The organism is Streptomyces sp. NBC_00016 (assembly GCF_045040885.1).
GTDB lineage: Bacteria > Actinomycetota > Actinomycetes > Streptomycetales > Streptomycetaceae > Streptomyces > Streptomyces coriariae.
In genome coordinates, this window is record NZ_CP108304.1 from 6,086,850 (window position 1) to 6,102,854 (window position 16,005).

Annotated in this window: 15 protein-coding genes; 8 read left to right on the forward strand and 7 right to left on the reverse strand. The window is 72.0% G+C overall.

Annotated elements, in window-relative coordinates; all coding sequences use genetic code 11:
* The first annotated feature begins 96 nt into the window (after positions 1-96).
* Genes OG933_RS27015 through OG933_RS27030 form a run of 4 tightly spaced genes read left to right on the forward strand, consistent with a single transcriptional unit; the run spans position 97 to position 3,576 of the window.
* On the forward strand, positions 97-897 hold the full coding sequence (locus tag OG933_RS27015) for an ABC-2 family transporter protein (protein WP_362522587.1): 801 nt from the start codon (positions 97-99) through the stop codon (positions 895-897).
* Positions 898-946: 49 nt separating this feature from the next.
* Positions 947-1,711 carry an ABC transporter permease gene (locus OG933_RS27020; RefSeq protein ID WP_362522671.1) on the forward strand — a complete coding sequence of 255 codons (765 nt, stop codon included), beginning with the start codon at positions 947-949 and terminating at the stop codon, positions 1,709-1,711.
* Between the two features lie 8 nt (positions 1,712-1,719).
* Positions 1,720-2,742 (forward strand): ABC transporter ATP-binding protein, encoded by a 1,023-nt coding sequence (locus tag OG933_RS27025; protein ID WP_362522586.1) that lies wholly within the window; start codon positions 1,720-1,722, stop codon positions 2,740-2,742.
* 9 nt (positions 2,743-2,751) lie between these two features.
* Positions 2,752-3,576 (forward strand): DUF1707 domain-containing protein, encoded by an 825-nt coding sequence (locus OG933_RS27030; RefSeq protein ID WP_362522585.1) that lies wholly within the window; start codon positions 2,752-2,754, stop codon positions 3,574-3,576.
* A 51-nt stretch (positions 3,577-3,627) separates the two neighbouring features.
* On the opposite strand, the gene OG933_RS27035 is transcribed toward OG933_RS27030, so the two are convergent.
* On the reverse strand, positions 3,628-4,989 hold the full coding sequence (locus OG933_RS27035; protein WP_405629238.1) for an SGNH/GDSL hydrolase family protein: 1,362 nt from the start codon (positions 4,987-4,989) through the stop codon (positions 3,628-3,630).
* Between the two features lie 214 nt (positions 4,990-5,203).
* Here OG933_RS27035 and OG933_RS27040 point away from each other — a divergent pair, with 214 nt between their 5' ends.
* Together OG933_RS27040 and OG933_RS27045 are read left to right on the forward strand one after the other, a co-directional pair.
* Positions 5,204-6,526 (forward strand): DUF445 domain-containing protein, encoded by a 1,323-nt coding sequence (locus OG933_RS27040; RefSeq protein ID WP_383473593.1) that lies wholly within the window; start codon positions 5,204-5,206, stop codon positions 6,524-6,526.
* A gap of 63 nt (positions 6,527-6,589) precedes the next feature.
* Positions 6,590-8,149: an MFS transporter gene (locus OG933_RS27045; protein ID WP_405629240.1), complete on the forward strand. Its 1,560-nt coding sequence runs from the start codon at positions 6,590-6,592 to the stop codon at positions 8,147-8,149.
* A 119-nt stretch (positions 8,150-8,268) separates the two neighbouring features.
* Here the strand turns inward: OG933_RS27045 and OG933_RS27050 are convergent, their stop codons facing one another.
* Together OG933_RS27050 and OG933_RS27055 are read right to left on the reverse strand one after the other, a co-directional pair.
* Positions 8,269-9,879, reverse strand: coding sequence for an alginate lyase family protein (locus OG933_RS27050; RefSeq protein WP_405629241.1), 1,611 nt, complete (start codon positions 9,877-9,879; stop codon positions 8,269-8,271).
* A gap of 85 nt (positions 9,880-9,964) precedes the next feature.
* Positions 9,965-10,414 carry a hypothetical protein gene (locus OG933_RS27055; protein ID WP_362522580.1) on the reverse strand — a complete coding sequence of 150 codons (450 nt, stop codon included), beginning with the start codon at positions 10,412-10,414 and terminating at the stop codon, positions 9,965-9,967.
* A gap of 245 nt (positions 10,415-10,659) precedes the next feature.
* Between OG933_RS27055 and OG933_RS27060 the strand changes: the two genes are divergently transcribed.
* Both OG933_RS27060 and OG933_RS27065 read left to right on the forward strand, forming a co-directional pair.
* Positions 10,660-11,634 (forward strand): GlxA family transcriptional regulator, encoded by a 975-nt coding sequence (locus OG933_RS27060; RefSeq protein ID WP_405629243.1) that lies wholly within the window; start codon positions 10,660-10,662, stop codon positions 11,632-11,634.
* A 106-nt stretch (positions 11,635-11,740) separates the two neighbouring features.
* Positions 11,741-12,541: a hypothetical protein gene (locus OG933_RS27065; protein ID WP_362522578.1), complete on the forward strand. Its 801-nt coding sequence runs from the start codon at positions 11,741-11,743 to the stop codon at positions 12,539-12,541.
* A gap of 129 nt (positions 12,542-12,670) precedes the next feature.
* Here OG933_RS27065 and OG933_RS27070 read toward each other — a convergent pair whose 3' ends face one another.
* The 4 genes from OG933_RS27070 to OG933_RS27085 all read right to left on the reverse strand — a co-directional run bounded on the left by OG933_RS27070 (position 12,671) and on the right by OG933_RS27085 (position 15,920).
* Positions 12,671-12,973 (reverse strand): hypothetical protein, encoded by a 303-nt coding sequence (locus OG933_RS27070; RefSeq protein WP_405629245.1) that lies wholly within the window; start codon positions 12,971-12,973, stop codon positions 12,671-12,673.
* 181 nt (positions 12,974-13,154) lie between these two features.
* Positions 13,155-14,264: a CU044_5270 family protein gene (locus tag OG933_RS27075; RefSeq protein WP_405629246.1), complete on the reverse strand. Its 1,110-nt coding sequence runs from the start codon at positions 14,262-14,264 to the stop codon at positions 13,155-13,157.
* A complete protein-coding gene (locus tag OG933_RS27080; RefSeq protein WP_405633532.1) occupies positions 14,261-14,980 on the reverse strand; it encodes an RNA polymerase sigma factor in 720 nt (239 codons plus the stop codon). Before OG933_RS27080 ends, OG933_RS27075 begins: the two co-directional genes overlap by 4 nt.
* Positions 14,981-15,197: 217 nt before the next feature.
* Positions 15,198-15,920 carry an SDR family NAD(P)-dependent oxidoreductase gene (locus OG933_RS27085; RefSeq protein WP_362522575.1) on the reverse strand — a complete coding sequence of 241 codons (723 nt, stop codon included), beginning with the start codon at positions 15,918-15,920 and terminating at the stop codon, positions 15,198-15,200.
* Positions 15,921-16,005: the final 85 nt, after the last annotated feature.

Consider the following 16,005-nt stretch of genomic DNA (forward strand, 5'->3'; position numbering starts at 1 on the left):
ACGCGTGGCACGCGGCGGGAGCGGCGCACTAGGCTCCTGCGCTTCGGTGTCGAAGAGGACACCAAGGGTGACAAGCGGGCGAGGAGGACGGTTGCCTTGGGATCGGCGCGGTTGTACGCGACCGTCGCGGCGGGGGGTTTCAGAAGGTACGCGACCTATCGGGTGGCCACGGCCGCGGGGGTGTTCACCAATACCGTTTTCGGCCTGATCCTCGTCTACACATATCTGGCGTTGTGGGACGAGCGGCCGCACCTGGGGGGCTATGACCAGGCGCAGGCGGTCACCTATGTGTGGCTGGGGCAGGCGCTGTTCGCGACGCTCGCGATCCAGGGCGGCGGTTTCGAGACCGAGTTGATGGAGCGGATCCGTACGGGTGAGGTCGCCATCGACCTGTACCGGCCGGCCGATCTCCAGGCGTGGTGGCTGGCGGGTGATCTGGGGCGGGCGTTGTTCCAGCTGCTGGGCCGCGGGGTGCTGCCTTTCGTCTTCGGGGCGTTGTTCTTTCCGACGGCGTTGCCCCACGATCCGGTGATCTGGTCGGCCTTCGCGATGACGATCGTGCTGGCGATGGTGGTCAGTTTCGGGATCCGGTTCCTGGTGGCGTTGAGCGGGTTCTGGTTGATGGACGGTACGGGTGCGGTGCAGGTGCTGATGGTCACCGGGATGTTCTTCTCGGGGATGGCGCTGCCGCTCAACGCGTTTCCTCAGCCGCTGGGTGACATCGTGACGCTGCTGCCGTGGTCGGCGTTGTTGCAGATGCCCGCGGACGTGCTGATGGGGCGGACGGATCCGCTGTTCGCGTTCGTCTTCCAGGCGGGTTGGGCGGTGGTGCTGCTGGCGGTGGGCCGGCTGGTGCAGGGGGCGGCGACGCGGCGGGTGGTGGTGCAGGGTGGGTGAGGGCGGCCGGCTGGCGGAGGGGTTGCGGGCCTATCGGCTGATCGCCGGGATGTGGATCCGTTCGACGCTGGCCTACCGGGTGTCGTTCGTGCTGACCGTGGTCGGTGGTCTGCTGGTGACCGGGCTGGACTTTGTCGCGATCTTGCTGATGTTCTCGCAGGTGGATGTGCTCGGCGGTTACACGCTGCCGGAGGTCGCGTTTCTGTACGGGTTGTCGGCGACCTCGTTCGGGCTCGCCGACCTGTCGATCGGTTCGGCGGGCCGGCTGGGTTCGCGGGTGCGGGACGGCACGCTCGACACGTTGCTGGTGCGGCCCGCGCCGGTGCTGGCCCAGGTCGCCGCGGACCGGTTCGCGCTGCGTCGGGTGGCCCGGCTGATCCAGGGCACGCTGGTGCTGGGCTACGCGTGGGTGGCGCTGGACGTCGACTGGACGCCGGTGAAGGTGGCGCTGGTGCCGATGATGCTGGTGTGCGGCGGGTTGATCTTCGCGGCGGTGTTCGTGGCGGGCGCGGCGTTCCAGTTCGTGGCGCAGGACGCGTCCGAGGTGCAGGCCGCGTTCACGTACGGCGGTCAGACGCTGTTGCAGTATCCGCCGACCGTGTTCGGTACGGAGCTGGTGCGTGGGGTGACGTTCGTGCTGCCGCTGGCGTTCGTCAACTGGGTTCCGGCGGCGTACGTGTTGGGGCGGCCGTATCCGCTGGGGCTGCCGGAGTGGGCGGCGTTCGCTCCGCCGCTGGTGGCGGTGGCGTGCTGTGCGGTGGCGGGGTCGGCGTGGCGGGCGGGGCTGCGGACGTATCGGAGTACGGGGAGTTGAGGAGAGCCGTGTCTGAGGGTGCGACGGTGTCGCAGAGCGCGTTCATCGAGGTGGACCGGGTCGAGAAGGTCTTCGACGTGCGCAGGAGGACCGGCTTTCTGCAACGGGAGCTGCGGCGGGTGCGGGCGGTGGACGCGATCTCGTTCACCGTGGCGCGCGGTGAGATGGTCGGTTACATCGGGCCGAACGGGGCGGGGAAGTCGACGACGATCAAGATGCTGACGGGGATCCTGACGCCGAGCGGGGGCCGGCTGCGGGTCGCCGGGATCGACCCGTCCCGTGAGCGGACGCGGCTGGCGCATCGCATAGGGGTGGTGTTCGGGCAGCGTACGACGCTGTGGTGGGACCTTCCGCTGATCGACTCCTACCGGCTGATGCATCGCATGTACCGGATCCCGGACGGCCGTTACCGGGAGAACCTCGACCGGCTGGTGGAACTCCTCGACCTGTCGGCGCTGTTGGAGGTGCCGGTGCGTCAGCTGTCGCTCGGCCAGCGGATGCGCGGGGACATCGCGGCGGCGCTGCTGCACGATCCCGAGGTGCTCTATCTGGACGAGCCGACGATCGGTCTGGACGTGGTCTCCAAGGCGCGGGTGCGGGAGTTCCTGCGCGAGCTGAACACCGAGCGCGGCACGACGGTCCTGCTCACCACGCACGACCTCCAGGACATCGAGCAGCTCTGCTCGCGGGTGATGGTCATCGACCACGGTCGTCTGGTCTACGACGGTGCGCTGGCCGGGCTGCACGAGGCGGGGGAGAGCGAGCGGACGCTGGTGGTGGACCTGGAGCGGGAGCTGCCACCGGTCGAGGTGGGGGAGGCGGCGCGGGTGGTGAAGGTGGACGGGCCGAGGCAGTGGCTGGCGTTCCCGGCGTCGGAGTCGGCGGCTCCGCTCGTCGCCCGGATCGCGGCGGAGTATCCGCTGGTGGACCTGTCGGTGCGGGAGCCGGACATCGAGGCCGTGATCGCCAGGATGTACCAGGACCGGGAGACCCCGAGGGAGACCGTAGTGCCGGCGCCCGGGAACTCGTAGGCTGCCGATATGACCGACGACGCAGCCCCGGGCCTGCCGGATCTCCGTGCCTCCGACGCCGATCGCGAGCGGGTCGCCGAGGTCCTGCGGGACGCCCTCGCGGAGGGCCGGCTCGACATGACGGAGTTCGAGGAACGGCTGGAGGAGACGTACAAGGCGCGCACGTACGGGGAGTTGGCGCCGATCACCCGGGATCTGCCGGTCGCCGGGGTCACGCCGCCCGTCGTGTCGCTGCACAAGGAGCCGATCGAGGAGGGGAGTTGGGCCGGGCGGATCGTGGGCGGCGAGGGTTCGTCGGCCTGGGCGGTGGCCGTGATGTCCGGCTTCCAGCGCAGGGGCCGCTGGACGGCGCCCCGGCGGTTCAACTGCTTCGCCTTCTGGGGCGGCGGGGACATCGATCTGCGTGAGGCGAACTTCGCCGCCGGTGAGATCGAGATCAACTGTGTCGCGATCATGGGCGGGGTGCAGATCACGGTGCCGCCGGGGGTCGAGGTCGTGGTCCGCGGGATCGGTGTGATGGGCGGCTTCGACCAGCGGGAGACCGGTGTTCCCGGTGACCCGGGCGCGCCGCGGGTGGTCGTCGGCGGGTTCGCCTTCTGGGGCGGGGTCGGCATCGAGCGCAAGAAGACGCGGGCCGCCCGCCGGCAGGAGAAGCTGGACCGCAAGGCGGCGAAGCGCGAGCTGCAGTCGTCGTCCCGGGACGACGAGGGGGAGACCCACCGCCGGATACTGGAGGACCACAAGGACCTCCTGCACGGGCACGGCCTCGGCCGGGGCCACGGCGCGGCGTCCGGGCCCCGGGACGAACAGCGCGAGCGCCGCTACGAGGACTGAGCCCGTCCCGGGATCTGCTCGCTCTGAGCCCCGCGTGGGGCTCGGCGGTTGTCACAGCCGGGCGGGTGCCGCTCCCGCCAGTTTCGCCAGGTCGACGGTCTCCGCCATCTTGCGGTAGCCCCGGTCGCTGGGGTGGAGATGGTCGCCCGAGTCGTACTCCGGGCGCAGGCTGCGCGGGTCGTACGGGTCGCGCAGCGCACGGTCGAGGTCGACGACCGTGTCGAACACCCCGTCCGCCCGGATCGCCTGGTTGACGCGTTGCCGTACGTCCTCGCGGCCGTCGTTGTAGCCGCGGTGGCCACGGAACGGCATGAGGGTGGTGCCGACGACCCTGATGCCGTGGGCGTGGGCGCGGTCGACGAGGGTGCGCAGGCCGTCCACGACGGTCTGCGGGTCGGCGAGCCCCGGGTCGCGCAGGATGTCGTTGATGCCGAGGTCGATGACGACGACCTTGACGTCGGTGCGGCCGAGGACGTCCCGTTCGAAGCGGTTGACGGCGGCGGCGCCGCGGCGGGAGTCGTCGGCGAGGACCCGGTTGCCGCTGATGCCCTCGTTGACGACGCCGTAGCGGGGCGCGTCCCCGTCGGTGGCGACGCTCGCCCGCAGCCGGTCGGCGAGGACGTCGGGCCAGCGGCGGTTCGCGCCCGCGGTGGAGGTGACGCCGTCGGTGATGGAGTCGCCGAGGGCGACGAGCGTGCCGTCGGCCTCGTTGCTGAGCACGTCGAGGGCGGTCAGGTAGCGCCAGTGGTCGCCGGCCCCGGTGAACGCGGCGCCGCTGACGTCCTCGGTGGACTCGCCCTCGGCGACGTAGTTGGTCTGCCGGGCGTGCGGGTGGTAGGTGACGGGCCCGGCGGAGGTGGGCGAGTAGGTGCTGACCAGGACGTCGGAGTCGTGCGGGACGACGACGGTGACGGCGTCGCTGACCGTCTGCCCGCCGGCCGGGACGACGACGGTGGTGGCGCCGCCGAAGGTGAGCCGGCGCAGCGTGTCCGGGACCGCAGCCGCGCTCCCGCCGCCGGCCGCGACGGCGAGGGTGGCGTGTGTCACGGTGAGCGGGTCGGTGCCGTAGAGGTTGGACAGCGTGACGCGGGCACTCGTTCCGCCGACGCTGGTGTGTACGACGTTGCGGACCGTGCGGCCGGCCATGCCGTCGGTCTCGGTGCCGGGTTCGCCGCTGACCGGGGAGGCCGCCCAGGTGCCGACCCAGACGCCCGTCGAGATGGGGGCGGCGCTGCCGGGGCCGGGTGCCGCGGCGCGGGTGACGGCCCGGGGGTCGAGTCCGGGACCGTGGTCGGAGGCGGCGGAGACGTATATGGCGGCGGACAGGCCCACGACAAGGGCGATGATCGCCGACAGGAGGGCGCCGTGTCTTGTGGGGGACACCCCCACACCCCCAACGCGTGGCCTGGTCATGCTGGGGGTTCTCCTCGGTGAAGGGAGCGGCGCGGCTCCGGGTCATGCAGTCATGCGTGGATGCGTGCATGCGGTGATGCGTTCACGCAGGAGTTCGCCGTTGAGCTCCCCACCTGAGAGACGCCGGGAACTCTTGTTCCGTTCCAGGAGTCGGTCAAGCAGGGACAATATCTGCGTGCGGGACACGGGTGGCACGGGACGTCGACCGGAACGGATGGAACGGATGGATCGTACGGAAGCGGAGCGGCCGGCCGGCACCAGGGCGGCGCGCACGATGACCGTCTTCAGCGCCGCCGACGAGGAGAAGCGGCGCGGGGTGCGCCGGATGAAGCTGACCGCGGCCGGGCTGCTGCTGTTCGTGGCCGTGGTGTACGTGCTCGCCGAGTGGGCCTCCCATCGGGGCGCGGGCCCCTGGGCGGGCTATGTGGCGGCCGCCGCGGAGGCGGGCATGGTCGGTGCGCTCGCCGACTGGTTCGCGGTCACGGCGCTCTTCCGCCACCCGCTCGGCCTGCCTATCCCGCACACCGCGATCATCCCGAACAAGAAGGACCAACTGGGTGTCTCGCTGGGTGAGTTCGTCGGGGAGAACTTCCTCTCCGAGGACGTCGTACGGCAGCGGCTGCGCGCGGTCGGCATCGGCACCCGGCTGGGCGCCTGGCTGGCCGAACCGGAGCACGCCGACCGGGTGACGGCCGAGCTGGCGACGGCGCTGCGCGGCGCGCTCACGGTGCTGCGCGACTCGGATGTGCAGGCGGTGGTGGGGGAGGCCATCACGCGTCGTGCGGACGCGCAGGAGATCGCGCCGGGCATAGGGAAGATGCTGGAGAAGGTCGTCGCGGACGGCGGTCACCGGCGGGCCGTGGACCTGGTGGTGACCCGGGCGTACGACTGGCTGGTGCTGCACGGCGACTCGGTGATGGGCGCGGTGGAGGGCGGTGCGCCCGGCTGGACCCCCCGTTTCGTCGACAAGCGGATCGGTGAGCGCGTCTACAAGGAGCTGCTGCGGTTCTGCGGGGAGATGCGGGACATGCCGTCCCATCCGGCCCGGGGCGCCCTCGACCGGTTCCTCACCGACTTCGCCTCCGACCTCCAGTCCGACACGGACACCCGGGCGCGGGTGGAGCGGCTCAAGGGCGAGGTGCTGGGCCGGGGCGAGGTGCAGGACCTGATCGCGTCCGCCTGGACCGCCGTGCGCTCCATGATCGTCGCGGCGGCGGAGGACGAGCGCAGTGAGCTGCGGCTGCGGGTGCGGGCCTCGCTGCTGTCCCTGGGGGCCCGGATGGCCACCGAGCGCAAGGTCCAGGAGAAGGTGGACAGCTGGGTCGAGGGTGCGGCGGTGCACGTGGTGACGACGTACCGGAAGGAGATCACCTCCCTGATCACCGACACGGTCGCGGGCTGGGACGCGGAGCACACGACCCGCAAGATCGAGGCCAACATCGGCCGCGACCTTCAGTTCATCCGGATCAACGGCACGGTGGTGGGCTCCCTGGCCGGGTTGCTGATCTACACGGTGGCGCGCGCGCTCGGGGCGTGAATCGGCCGGTCGCGGGAACCTGATCCGTGCCGCCCGATGGGGAGCGTGCCGAGGAGGGAGCCCATGACCAGCGCAGACGCCGCCGTGCCGGCCGAGAAAGACCGTACGATCACCACCGACATCCCCGCCCGCCTCGACCGGCTGCCCTGGTCGCGCTGGCACTGGACCATCGTCTTCGGACTCGGCACCGTGTGGATCCTGGACGGCCTGGAGGTCACGGTCGTCGGGAACATCGCGAGCCGGCTGTCGGAGCCGGGAAGCGGCCTGCCGATCACCTCCGGGCAGGTCACCGGTATCGCGGCCGCGCTGTATGTGGCGGGCGCCTGTATCGGCGCCCTGTTCTGGGGCCGGCTGACCGACAAGTGGGGCCGCAAGAAGCTGTTCATGATCACCCTCGCGGTGTATCTGGCGGCCACCGCCCTGACCGCGATCTCCTTCGACACCTGGTGGTTCCTGCTCTTCCGGTTCCTCACCGGTTTCGGCATCGGCGGCGAGTACGCGGCCATCAACTCCGCGATCGACGAGCTGATCCCCGCGCAGTACCGGGGCCGCGTCGACCTGATCATCAACGGCAGCTTCTGGCTGGGCGCGGTCGCCGGTTCGCTGCTGTCGATCGTCGCGCTGAACACGGACATCTTCGCGGCGGACGTGGGCTGGCGGCTGACGTTCGCGCTGGGCGCCGTCCTCGCCCTGGTGATCCTGCTCGTACGGCGGCACGTCCCGGAGAGCCCGCGCTGGCTGCTGATCCACGGCCGGGACCGGGAGGCCGAGGAGATCGTCACCTCGATCGAACGGCAGATCGAGGAGGAGAACGGGGAGCGGCTGCCCCGGGCCGAGGGCGAGCTCACCATCCACCAGCGCCGCGGCGTCTCCTTCGTCGAGATCGCCCGTACGGTGTTCTCCTCCTACCGGCGCCGCGCGGTCCTCGGCTTCTCCCTCTTCATCGGGCAGGCCTTCCTCTACAACGCGATCACCTTCGGCTTCGGCGCGATCCTGACCAAGTTCTTCGACGTGCCGAGCGGCAACACCGGCTACTACTTCGCCGTCATCGCCATCGGCAACTTCTGCGGTCCGCTGCTGCTGGGCAAGCTGTTCGACACGGTGGGCCGACGGGTGATGATCTCCTCGACGTATCTGCTCTCCGGTGTGCTGCTGTTCGGCACGGCCTGGCTGTTCGACCAGGGCTCGCTGACCGCGACGACGATGACGGCCTGCTGGTGCGCGGTGCTGTTCTTCGCGTCGGCGGGCGCGTCGAGTGCCTATCTGACGGTGTCCGAGGTCTTCCCGATGGAGACCCGCGCGATGTCCATCGCCTTCTTCTACGCCCTCGGCACCGCGGCCGGCGGTATCAGCGGCCCCCTGCTGTTCGCCGAGCTCACCGACACGGGCAAGGTCGGCGACACGGTCCTCGCCTTCTGCATCGGCGCGACGCTGATGTGCGCGGCGGGTCTGGTGGCGGTGTTCCTCGCGGTCAAGGCCGAGCGACGCTCCCTGGAGGACATCGCCCGGCCGCTGACGGCGGCGACGAAGGCACGCGAGTCGACGACTCCGGGCGGGCCGACGACGGGCGGGCCGACTCCGGGCGGGCCGACTCCGGGCGGGCCGCGGAAGGCCACTGCCTGAGGGTGCGGTCGCTCCGGCGGTCGCTCCGGTGGCCGCCCCACGCGGCCACCCCACGCGGGTGCTCTTAGCCCCTCCTGCCTCTCCTGCCTCTCCTGCCTCTCCTGCCTCTCCTGCCTCTCCTACTCGGCCCCGCCCGCGGCCCTGCCTTCGGCGCCGTCCCTGGTCCGGCCCCTTCGGCGCAGCAACAGCAGGCCGCCGGCCAGGGCGGTGAGGCCGGTGGCCGCGGTCCACGCGACGAGGTCGGTGGAGCCGGTGGAGGCGAGGCCGCCGCCGCTCTTCGCGGCGGCGGCCTCCGTCCCGGTCGGCGCCGCCGAGGCGGAGGGCGCGGCCGATCCGCCCGATGCGGCGGCGCCCGATCCCGCGGCGCCGGACGCGGACGGGGAGGGGGAGGGGGAGTCCACCGAGGGGGACGGACCGGTCGAGGAGCCGCCCGCAGTCGTCGTCGACCTGTCCCGGGTGAACGCCAGCGTCCCGAAGCCGAGTTGGTCGTAGCCGCCGCTGTTGGGCCCGTAGTCCCCGCCGCCGCCCTCGGGTCCCGCCTTGGCGGCGATGCGGGTGAGGTAGGGCGCGGACAGCCCCCGGCGCTTGGTGTAGTGGCTGGCGATCATCGCCCAGATCGGCCGGGTCATCGCCGGGTCGACGCCGGCCGCGCCGGAGGCGGTCTCGCTGCCCGACCAGCCGCCCACGGCACCCTTGGCCCGGGTGTTGGCCGTGTAGGCGACATCGCCGCCGAGGCTCCACTTCGCCACGTACTGCGCGCCCTTGAGGAAACGGTTGTCGTCGTAGCCGTAGAGGTCGATGCCCTGGTTCCAGGCCATCTCGCAGAAGGTGCCCATGAGGCCGACGCCGAGCAGCGCGTGCCCCTGGTCGCGGCCCGCCTCCAGCCACTCGGCGAGACCGTCGTCGTGCACCACGGGGATGGCCTTCCTGACGGCACCGAGCCCGGAGCCGCTCTTGAAGTACTCGACGGCCTGTTCCACCCTGGCGCCGTCGTCGCAGAAGATGCCGGTGGCGAGGACGCAGGCCATCGCGGTGAGGTCCCAGTTGGGCCAGTAGTTGGTGATCACGGCGCCGTTGTGCCCGACGAGGAAGCTCTCGCTGAGCGGCGAGAAGACGGTGGTCAGCATCTTCTGGAAGCGTTCGAGTTCGAAGCCGGCGTGGTCGCGGACGAGTTCGGCGGCGTTGGCGGCCTGGTAGCCGTACAGCCCGGCCGCGAGGAACCGGTCGGCCGAGCCCGCGAGCGAAGTGAGCTTCGCCGACCAGGCGTTGAGGATCGCGACGGCGGTGTCGGCGTACGCGCTCTCACCCGTGACGTGGAACCGCAGGCCGTTCTGGTACGCGGCGTGGAGATCGTTGTAGAGGATCGTGTAGTTCTGCGGCGAGCCCGAACCCCGGTACACGGTCGCCTGCGGGTTGGCCGTCCAGCCGCTCTGCGCATGCCTGTTGGCGGTGAGCCGGGCGTATCCGGCGGTCCAGGGCGCGGCGCCGGCCTTCACCTTGGCGGCCATACGGGCCAGGTCGGCGCCGGTGTGCAGCAGGCCCGGGTGCGCGTATCCGACGGCGGTGGCGGGGGCCGCGGGGAGGGCCGCGGCCACACCGACGGCTCCGGCCGCCGTGCCCGCGGCCTTCAGCAGGCCGCGGCGGCTGATCCGATGGCTGCCGGTCTCGTAGCGGTCGATCCGGCCGCGGTGGGTCTGTCCGGGGCGGGTCGGGTGCGGTTGCAGATGCATGCCGGGGAGACGGACTGGGGGCCGCGCCGATAACGAAAACCTGGCCGGCGGAGGGCGCGGCGGGCGGCAGGCGGTGGGCCCGGGGTCAGGCGCCCGTCGTCGACCCCGGGCGGACGATCATCAGGATCGTCACGGTCGCCCACAGGAGGTTGAACACCCCGGTGAACATGGCGAGTCGAACCGTGGTCTCCCGCGCCCCCGTGCCCTCGACGAGCACCTCCTGCCGGGGCAGCACGAGGACCAGCAGCACACCCGCGGCCAGCACGGTCAGCACGATCGACGCGATCAGCCAGGGGTCGCCCATCACGCCCATCGCGCCCGCCGTGGCGAACCCGAACACGGGGACGGCGAGACCGACGGCCGCGTACACCTGGCAGATGCGGTGCAGCAGCCGTACGGTCTCGCTCGCGCGGGCGTCGTCGGGCGCGGCCAGGGCGCGGCGCGCGGCGGGCGGGAACATGCTGGCGGCGACGGTGACGGGCCCGATCGCGACGATCGCGGCGAGGACGTGCACGGCGAGGAGGAACTTGGTCACGCACCGACGCTAGGCGGAGCGCGCGTCCCACAGAAGCGGCGGAAATGCCAGAGGGCGACGGATTCTAGCCAGGGGAGGGCGGTGGCCGTCGGCCACCAAGGGCCGAGGTCGGCGGCTGCCTGCAACCACGACCACGACCACGACCACGACTACAACCGTCACCGTCACTGCCACGGCCACCGTCACCTCCACCGCAGCCAGGGGGTCGAGGTGGCCGTAATCCGTCGTACACCTACGCTTTTGCCATGCATACCGTCGTCGTACTGGTCCTGGACGGGGTCGTCCCGTTCGACCTGTCCGCCCCGATCGACGCCTTCGGCTGGCCGCGGCTGCCCGACGGGCGCCCGGCGTACCGGGTCAGGGTCTGCTCGCCGTCCCCCACCGGGGAGGTGAGCGCGGGGGCGTTCACCGTGCGGGCGCCGTACGGGCTCGAGGCGCTGGCCGAGGCGGACACGATCATCCTGCCCGGGGTGGCGGACCCGCCGGACGAGCTGCCGATCGGCGTCGCGGAGGCCCTGCGGGACGCGGCGGCGGGTGGCACCCGGATCGCCTCGGTCTGCGTCGGCGCGTTCCTGTTCGCCGCGACGGGCCTGCTGGACGGACTGCGCGCGACGACGCACTGGATGGCGGCGCGGGAGCTGGCCGAGCGCTACCCGAAGGTGACGGTCGACCCGAACGTCCTCTACGTCGACAACGGCCAGTTCCTCACCTCGGCGGGCGCCGCCGCGGCCCTCGACATGTGCCTGCACATGATCCGCGGCGACTACGGTTCGGCGGTCGCCGCGCAGGCGGCCCGGATGTCGGTCATGCCGCTCGAACGGGAGGGCGGCCAGGCCCAGTTCATCGTCCACGACCTGCCACCCGCGCCCGCCGGGGCGACCCTCGAACCCGTGCTGGCCTGGCTGGAGGACAACTGCGGCCGGGAGGTGACCCTGGAGCAGATCGCCGGTCGGGCCGGCATGAGCACCCGCACCCTCAACCGCCGCTTCCGCGAACAGACCGGCACGACACCGCTGCGCTGGTTGCACCGGGCGCGGGTGCGGCGCGCGCAGTACCTGCTGGAGTCGACGGCGTACCCGGTGGAACGCATCGCCACCCAGGCGGGTTTCGGCTCCCCGACGGCCTTCCGCGAACGCTTCCGCAAGGTGGTCGGCACCAGCCCCCAGGGGTATCGGCGGGCGTTCCGGTCGGGGGAAGGGCGCGGGGGAGACGGGCGGTGACGGGCGGTGAGGGGCGGTGACCCGAGAAGTGAAGATCGTATAAGGTGACGCGCCGTGGCGCGCGCAAACGCGTGAACCGTGGAACGTACTCGGGGGAGACCTGCACGTGAACACCGGCAGCCCGGGCCGCTCCGGCGCGCTCCGCATCCTGCCCAACCCGCTTGCCGTCGCCTCGGCACTGGCCGAACCCTCCCGCGCCGACCGGGTGGACGACCCCACGGTGCGCGTCCTGGCCTGGGCCCGGACGGCGGTGGGGCTCGCCGCGACGGTGTGGCTGCTGGTGGCGTACCCGCTGCGGGAGGGACGCGAGAAGTTCGTCATGGACAAGCTGGAGGACCTGCTGATCGGCTGCGGGATCACCTTCGGCACGGCCTTCGTCGCCGTGACGGCGTTCATCGCCACGGCCCGCTCGCCGCTCGGCCGGGTGTACGCGCGTCGCCTGCTGGGCCCGCTGCTGACCGTGTTCGCGATCGCGCTCGGTGCCGCGGTGTGCTGGTTCCTGGTCCGGCTGCTGAAGGGCGAGATCATCACGCTGTCCGACTTCGGCTACCACGGCATTCTCTTCAGCATCCTGCTGATCGTGGTGTTCTTCCTCGGCACCCTCGCCTGCGCCGCCGCGCTGCTCCTCGCGATCCCCGTGACCGTGCTGGCCCTGGTGTACGCCTTCAACTCCTGCTTCCGCCTCGGCGACGTCCACGACCTGCTGCCGGCGCTGATCTCCCCGCTGCTGGTCTGGTCGCTCTTCGGCCTGGGTCTGTTGGACGACCCCGAGGTGGCCGCCCCACCTCTCGTCCTCTACGGCTTCCTGGTGGGCGGCCCGCTGTCGGTGACGCTGCTGTCGGTGTGGGAGGTATGGCGCCTGCGCCGACGGCACGGGGTGACGCTGCGGTCGGCACTGGGCCGGTAGGTTCCCCGGCCCGCGCGCCCGGTTGGTTCCCCGGCCCCGCGCGGCCGGTAGGTTCCCCGGCCCGCGCGCCCCTTGCTCGTCCCGGCCGGTCGGCGACCCTTGCTCGTGCCGCCGGCCGGCGCCCCTGCCTCAGCCTCGCCGGTCGGCGACGGCCCACGACGCGAGCGCGACCGCGCCGGCCACGCCGAACACCGACGGCCAGGCGCCGACCTTCTTCGCCAGCGGATGCGACCCCGCGAAGGCGGCGACGTACGCGACGGTCAGCGCCCCCGCCGCCTTTCCGCCCGCCTGCTGCCGCCACTGCTGCGCGGCCGCGGCCCCCGCGACGGCGAGGACGGCCCCGCCCAGCGGCCGCTTCCTCGTCCACCGGGCCACGCCGTACCCGCCGATCAGCCCGCCCGCCGCGATCACCGCACTGGGAACCTTCGCCATGTCTGCCCGCCCGTCCTCTCGTCCGTTCTGTCTGCCGCGAGGCTAACGCGCAGTCGGAACGGGCATGGGGCGTGGGGTGGGCCACGGGGCGGGCACCACGGGGTGGGCCACGGGGCGGAGTGCGGCCCCGGGTCCCGGGTCGCGGGTCCCGGGTCGCGGGAGTGGAGTGCGGAAGAGTCGGCTAGCTCCGTCCCGCCCGGCGCCGCTCACCCGCCTCCTGCCCGCTCTTGTCGACGACGGCCCGCTCCAGCACCGCACTGGTGTCGTAGACCGTCCCCGCCTCGGCCCGCTCGGTGTCCCGGCTGAAGACGGTGCGTACGCCGAGGTATTCGAGCGTGCCGGGATCGAAGATCCACTCGGTGCGGGTGCCGTGCCGGGTGTCCTCCCGGGCGATGGCGATACCGTGCCGGCCGACGGCGTCCACCGCGTCGGCCACCTCGGTCACACCGGGGATCCGGGCGGTGGCCTTGTAGAACGCGGCAGCGGTCGCGGACGGCATGATCTGCTCGCCGATGAGATCGCCGATCCGGCCGAAGACCTCCTGATCCTTGTCCTCCCCCTCCTCGACCCGGGTATCGGCGTAGAGCAGCTTCAGCAGGGCGTCGGGATCGGTGGGCAGCGAGGCGAGCCAGGCGTAGGTGGGCCGGTCGAACCCGGCCGGTACCGCGGCGTCCTCCGGATCCGTACCGTCCGGCACACCGACCTCGATCGGCCAATCCTGCCCGTACTCGCGGATCAACCCGACGTCGGTCACGGGCCCCTGCCGCTGCGAGAACCACACCTGCCGCTCGTGCATCTTCCCGAGCACGACGGGCCCGTCGAAGACGCCCTCGTTCCCGGCGCCCCTGCTGCGCACGTACACGAACTGACCGTCGCCCACGGGCTCGACGTCCGTCCGCAGGGCGACCGCGGCGATACGGTCGAGGGTCACGACGGCGCCACGGCTTCCGCCCCCGCTCGCCGAACTGCTCGCACCGGGCCGGGCCGCCGTACCACCGTCGCCCCGCCCCGCACCCAACCCGACGGTGAGCCCGGCGGCCAACGCGACGGCGACGGCGACGGATCCGGCGACGAGAGCGGGACGCGGAAGCCGCGGGCGGGGCCGCACCGGCGCATCGGCGTGGTTTCTCTCCTGGTCGCGGTCGATGAGCTGCATCAGAACGTCCTTGTGATGGGAGCGACGCCCGGGAGACAGCACCTGCCGCTCGACGGGACCGGCCGGCAACAGCCGCCGCAGTTCGTCGAGTTCCGCGCGCTCCTCCTGCTCGGACCCGGCGGGAGTGGCGTTCATCGGGCTTCCTCCTGAATGGGCAGGACCGCGAACGCGGTCTCACTCCCTACCTCTCCGCGACGGGAGCGGGGTTCCGTACGCCGTCCCGTACGTCGTTCGGTACGTCCTTCGGTACGCCGTTCTGTACGTCGCTCCGTACGCCCGGACTGCCGCGTCTCCCGCTCGTCGATCTCACGCTCGACGATCTCCCGAAGCCGGGCACGAGCCCGGGACAACCGGGACCGAACGGTTCCGACGGGCACGCCGAGCGCCTCCGCGGCCTGCGCGTAGTCGAGCCCGCCCCACACGCACAGGGCGATGACCTCCCGCTCGTGCCGCCGCAACCGCCCGAGTACCCGCCGTACTTCGGCGAGCCGACGGGCGTCGTCGATCCGCCCGACGACGTCCTCGGCGAAGTCACCGACGGCGTCGTCGCCTCCGCTACCGGCTCCGGCCTCGGCCCGCCGCGCGAGAAAGGCGAGCCGACGGCGAAGACTCCGGTCGGCGTTGCGCGCCTTGTTGGTGGCGATCCCGAACAGCCAGGGCCGCAACGACCCGCCCTCGGCCTCCACCGCCCCGCGCCCCCGCCAGGCGGCGAGGAACGTCTCCGACATGACCTCCTCGGCGACGGACCAGTCCCCGGTCAGCCGGAGGGCGTGGTGGTACACGGCCGCCGCGTACAACTCGTAGAGCTCGGCGAACGCCGCCCGCTCCCCACCCCGCACCCGCGCCCGCAGACGCCCGTCGTCGTCCCGCCCGTCGTCGTCCCGCCCGTCGTCGTCACGGCCATCACCGTCACGGCCATCACCGTCACGGGCATCACCGTCACGGCTCTCGCCATCGCCATCGTCATCGTCATCGCCATCGTTGGAACTCACACCCCTACCTCTCCGGCCCGTGGGAGACAGTTCCAGTGCCGTGGATCACACTCCGCCGAACCGGGGAAGGTGTGGGCTACCAGGGCAGTGTCCCCGCCGCGTCGAAATACCCGCCGGTCGGCCCGTCGGGACCCACCTGCGCCATCCGGACGATGATCTCGGCGCCCTCCTCGACGCTCTGGACGCCGGTGTTCCCGTTGAGGTCGGTCTTGGTGAAGCCGGGCTCCACCGCGTTGATCCGCATGGCCGGGAACGCCTTCGCGTACTGCACGGTGATCATGTTGACCGTGGTCTTCGAGGCTGGGTAGGCGACGCCCGGATAGGCGTACGCCGGGGTGCCCGCGTCGGTGACGCGGCTCAGGGAGGCCAGACCGCTGCTGACGTTGACGACGACCGGCGCGGCGGAGCGCCGCAGCAACGGCAGGAACGCGTGGGTGACCCGCACGATGCCGAAGACGTTCGTCTCGAACACCTGGCGCATGTGCTCGGCGGTGACCTCCGCGGCACCGACGATGCCGTTGTCGGCGCCCCGGCTCTCGATGCCCGCGTTGTTGATCAGTACGTCCAGGCCGCCGTCGGCCTCGATGGTCTCGGCCGCGGCCTCGACGGAGTCGTCGTCGGTGACGTCGAGCCGGACCCACCGCGCGCCCAGCCGTTCGGCGGCCCGCCGCCCGCGCTCGGCGTCGCGGCTGCCGACGTGGACGATGTGCCCCGCGGCGACGAGCCGACGAGCGGTCTCGAACCCGAGCCCCTTGTTGCCCCCGGTGACGAGTGTCGTGGTCCTGTTCGTTGTGGTCATGGCTCCAGGCTGCGGCCGAGGGCGGGGGAGCAGCCAGGAGCCCCGTCTTCCTGGGACTGCCGGTACCAGGAAGACCCGGCCGGGC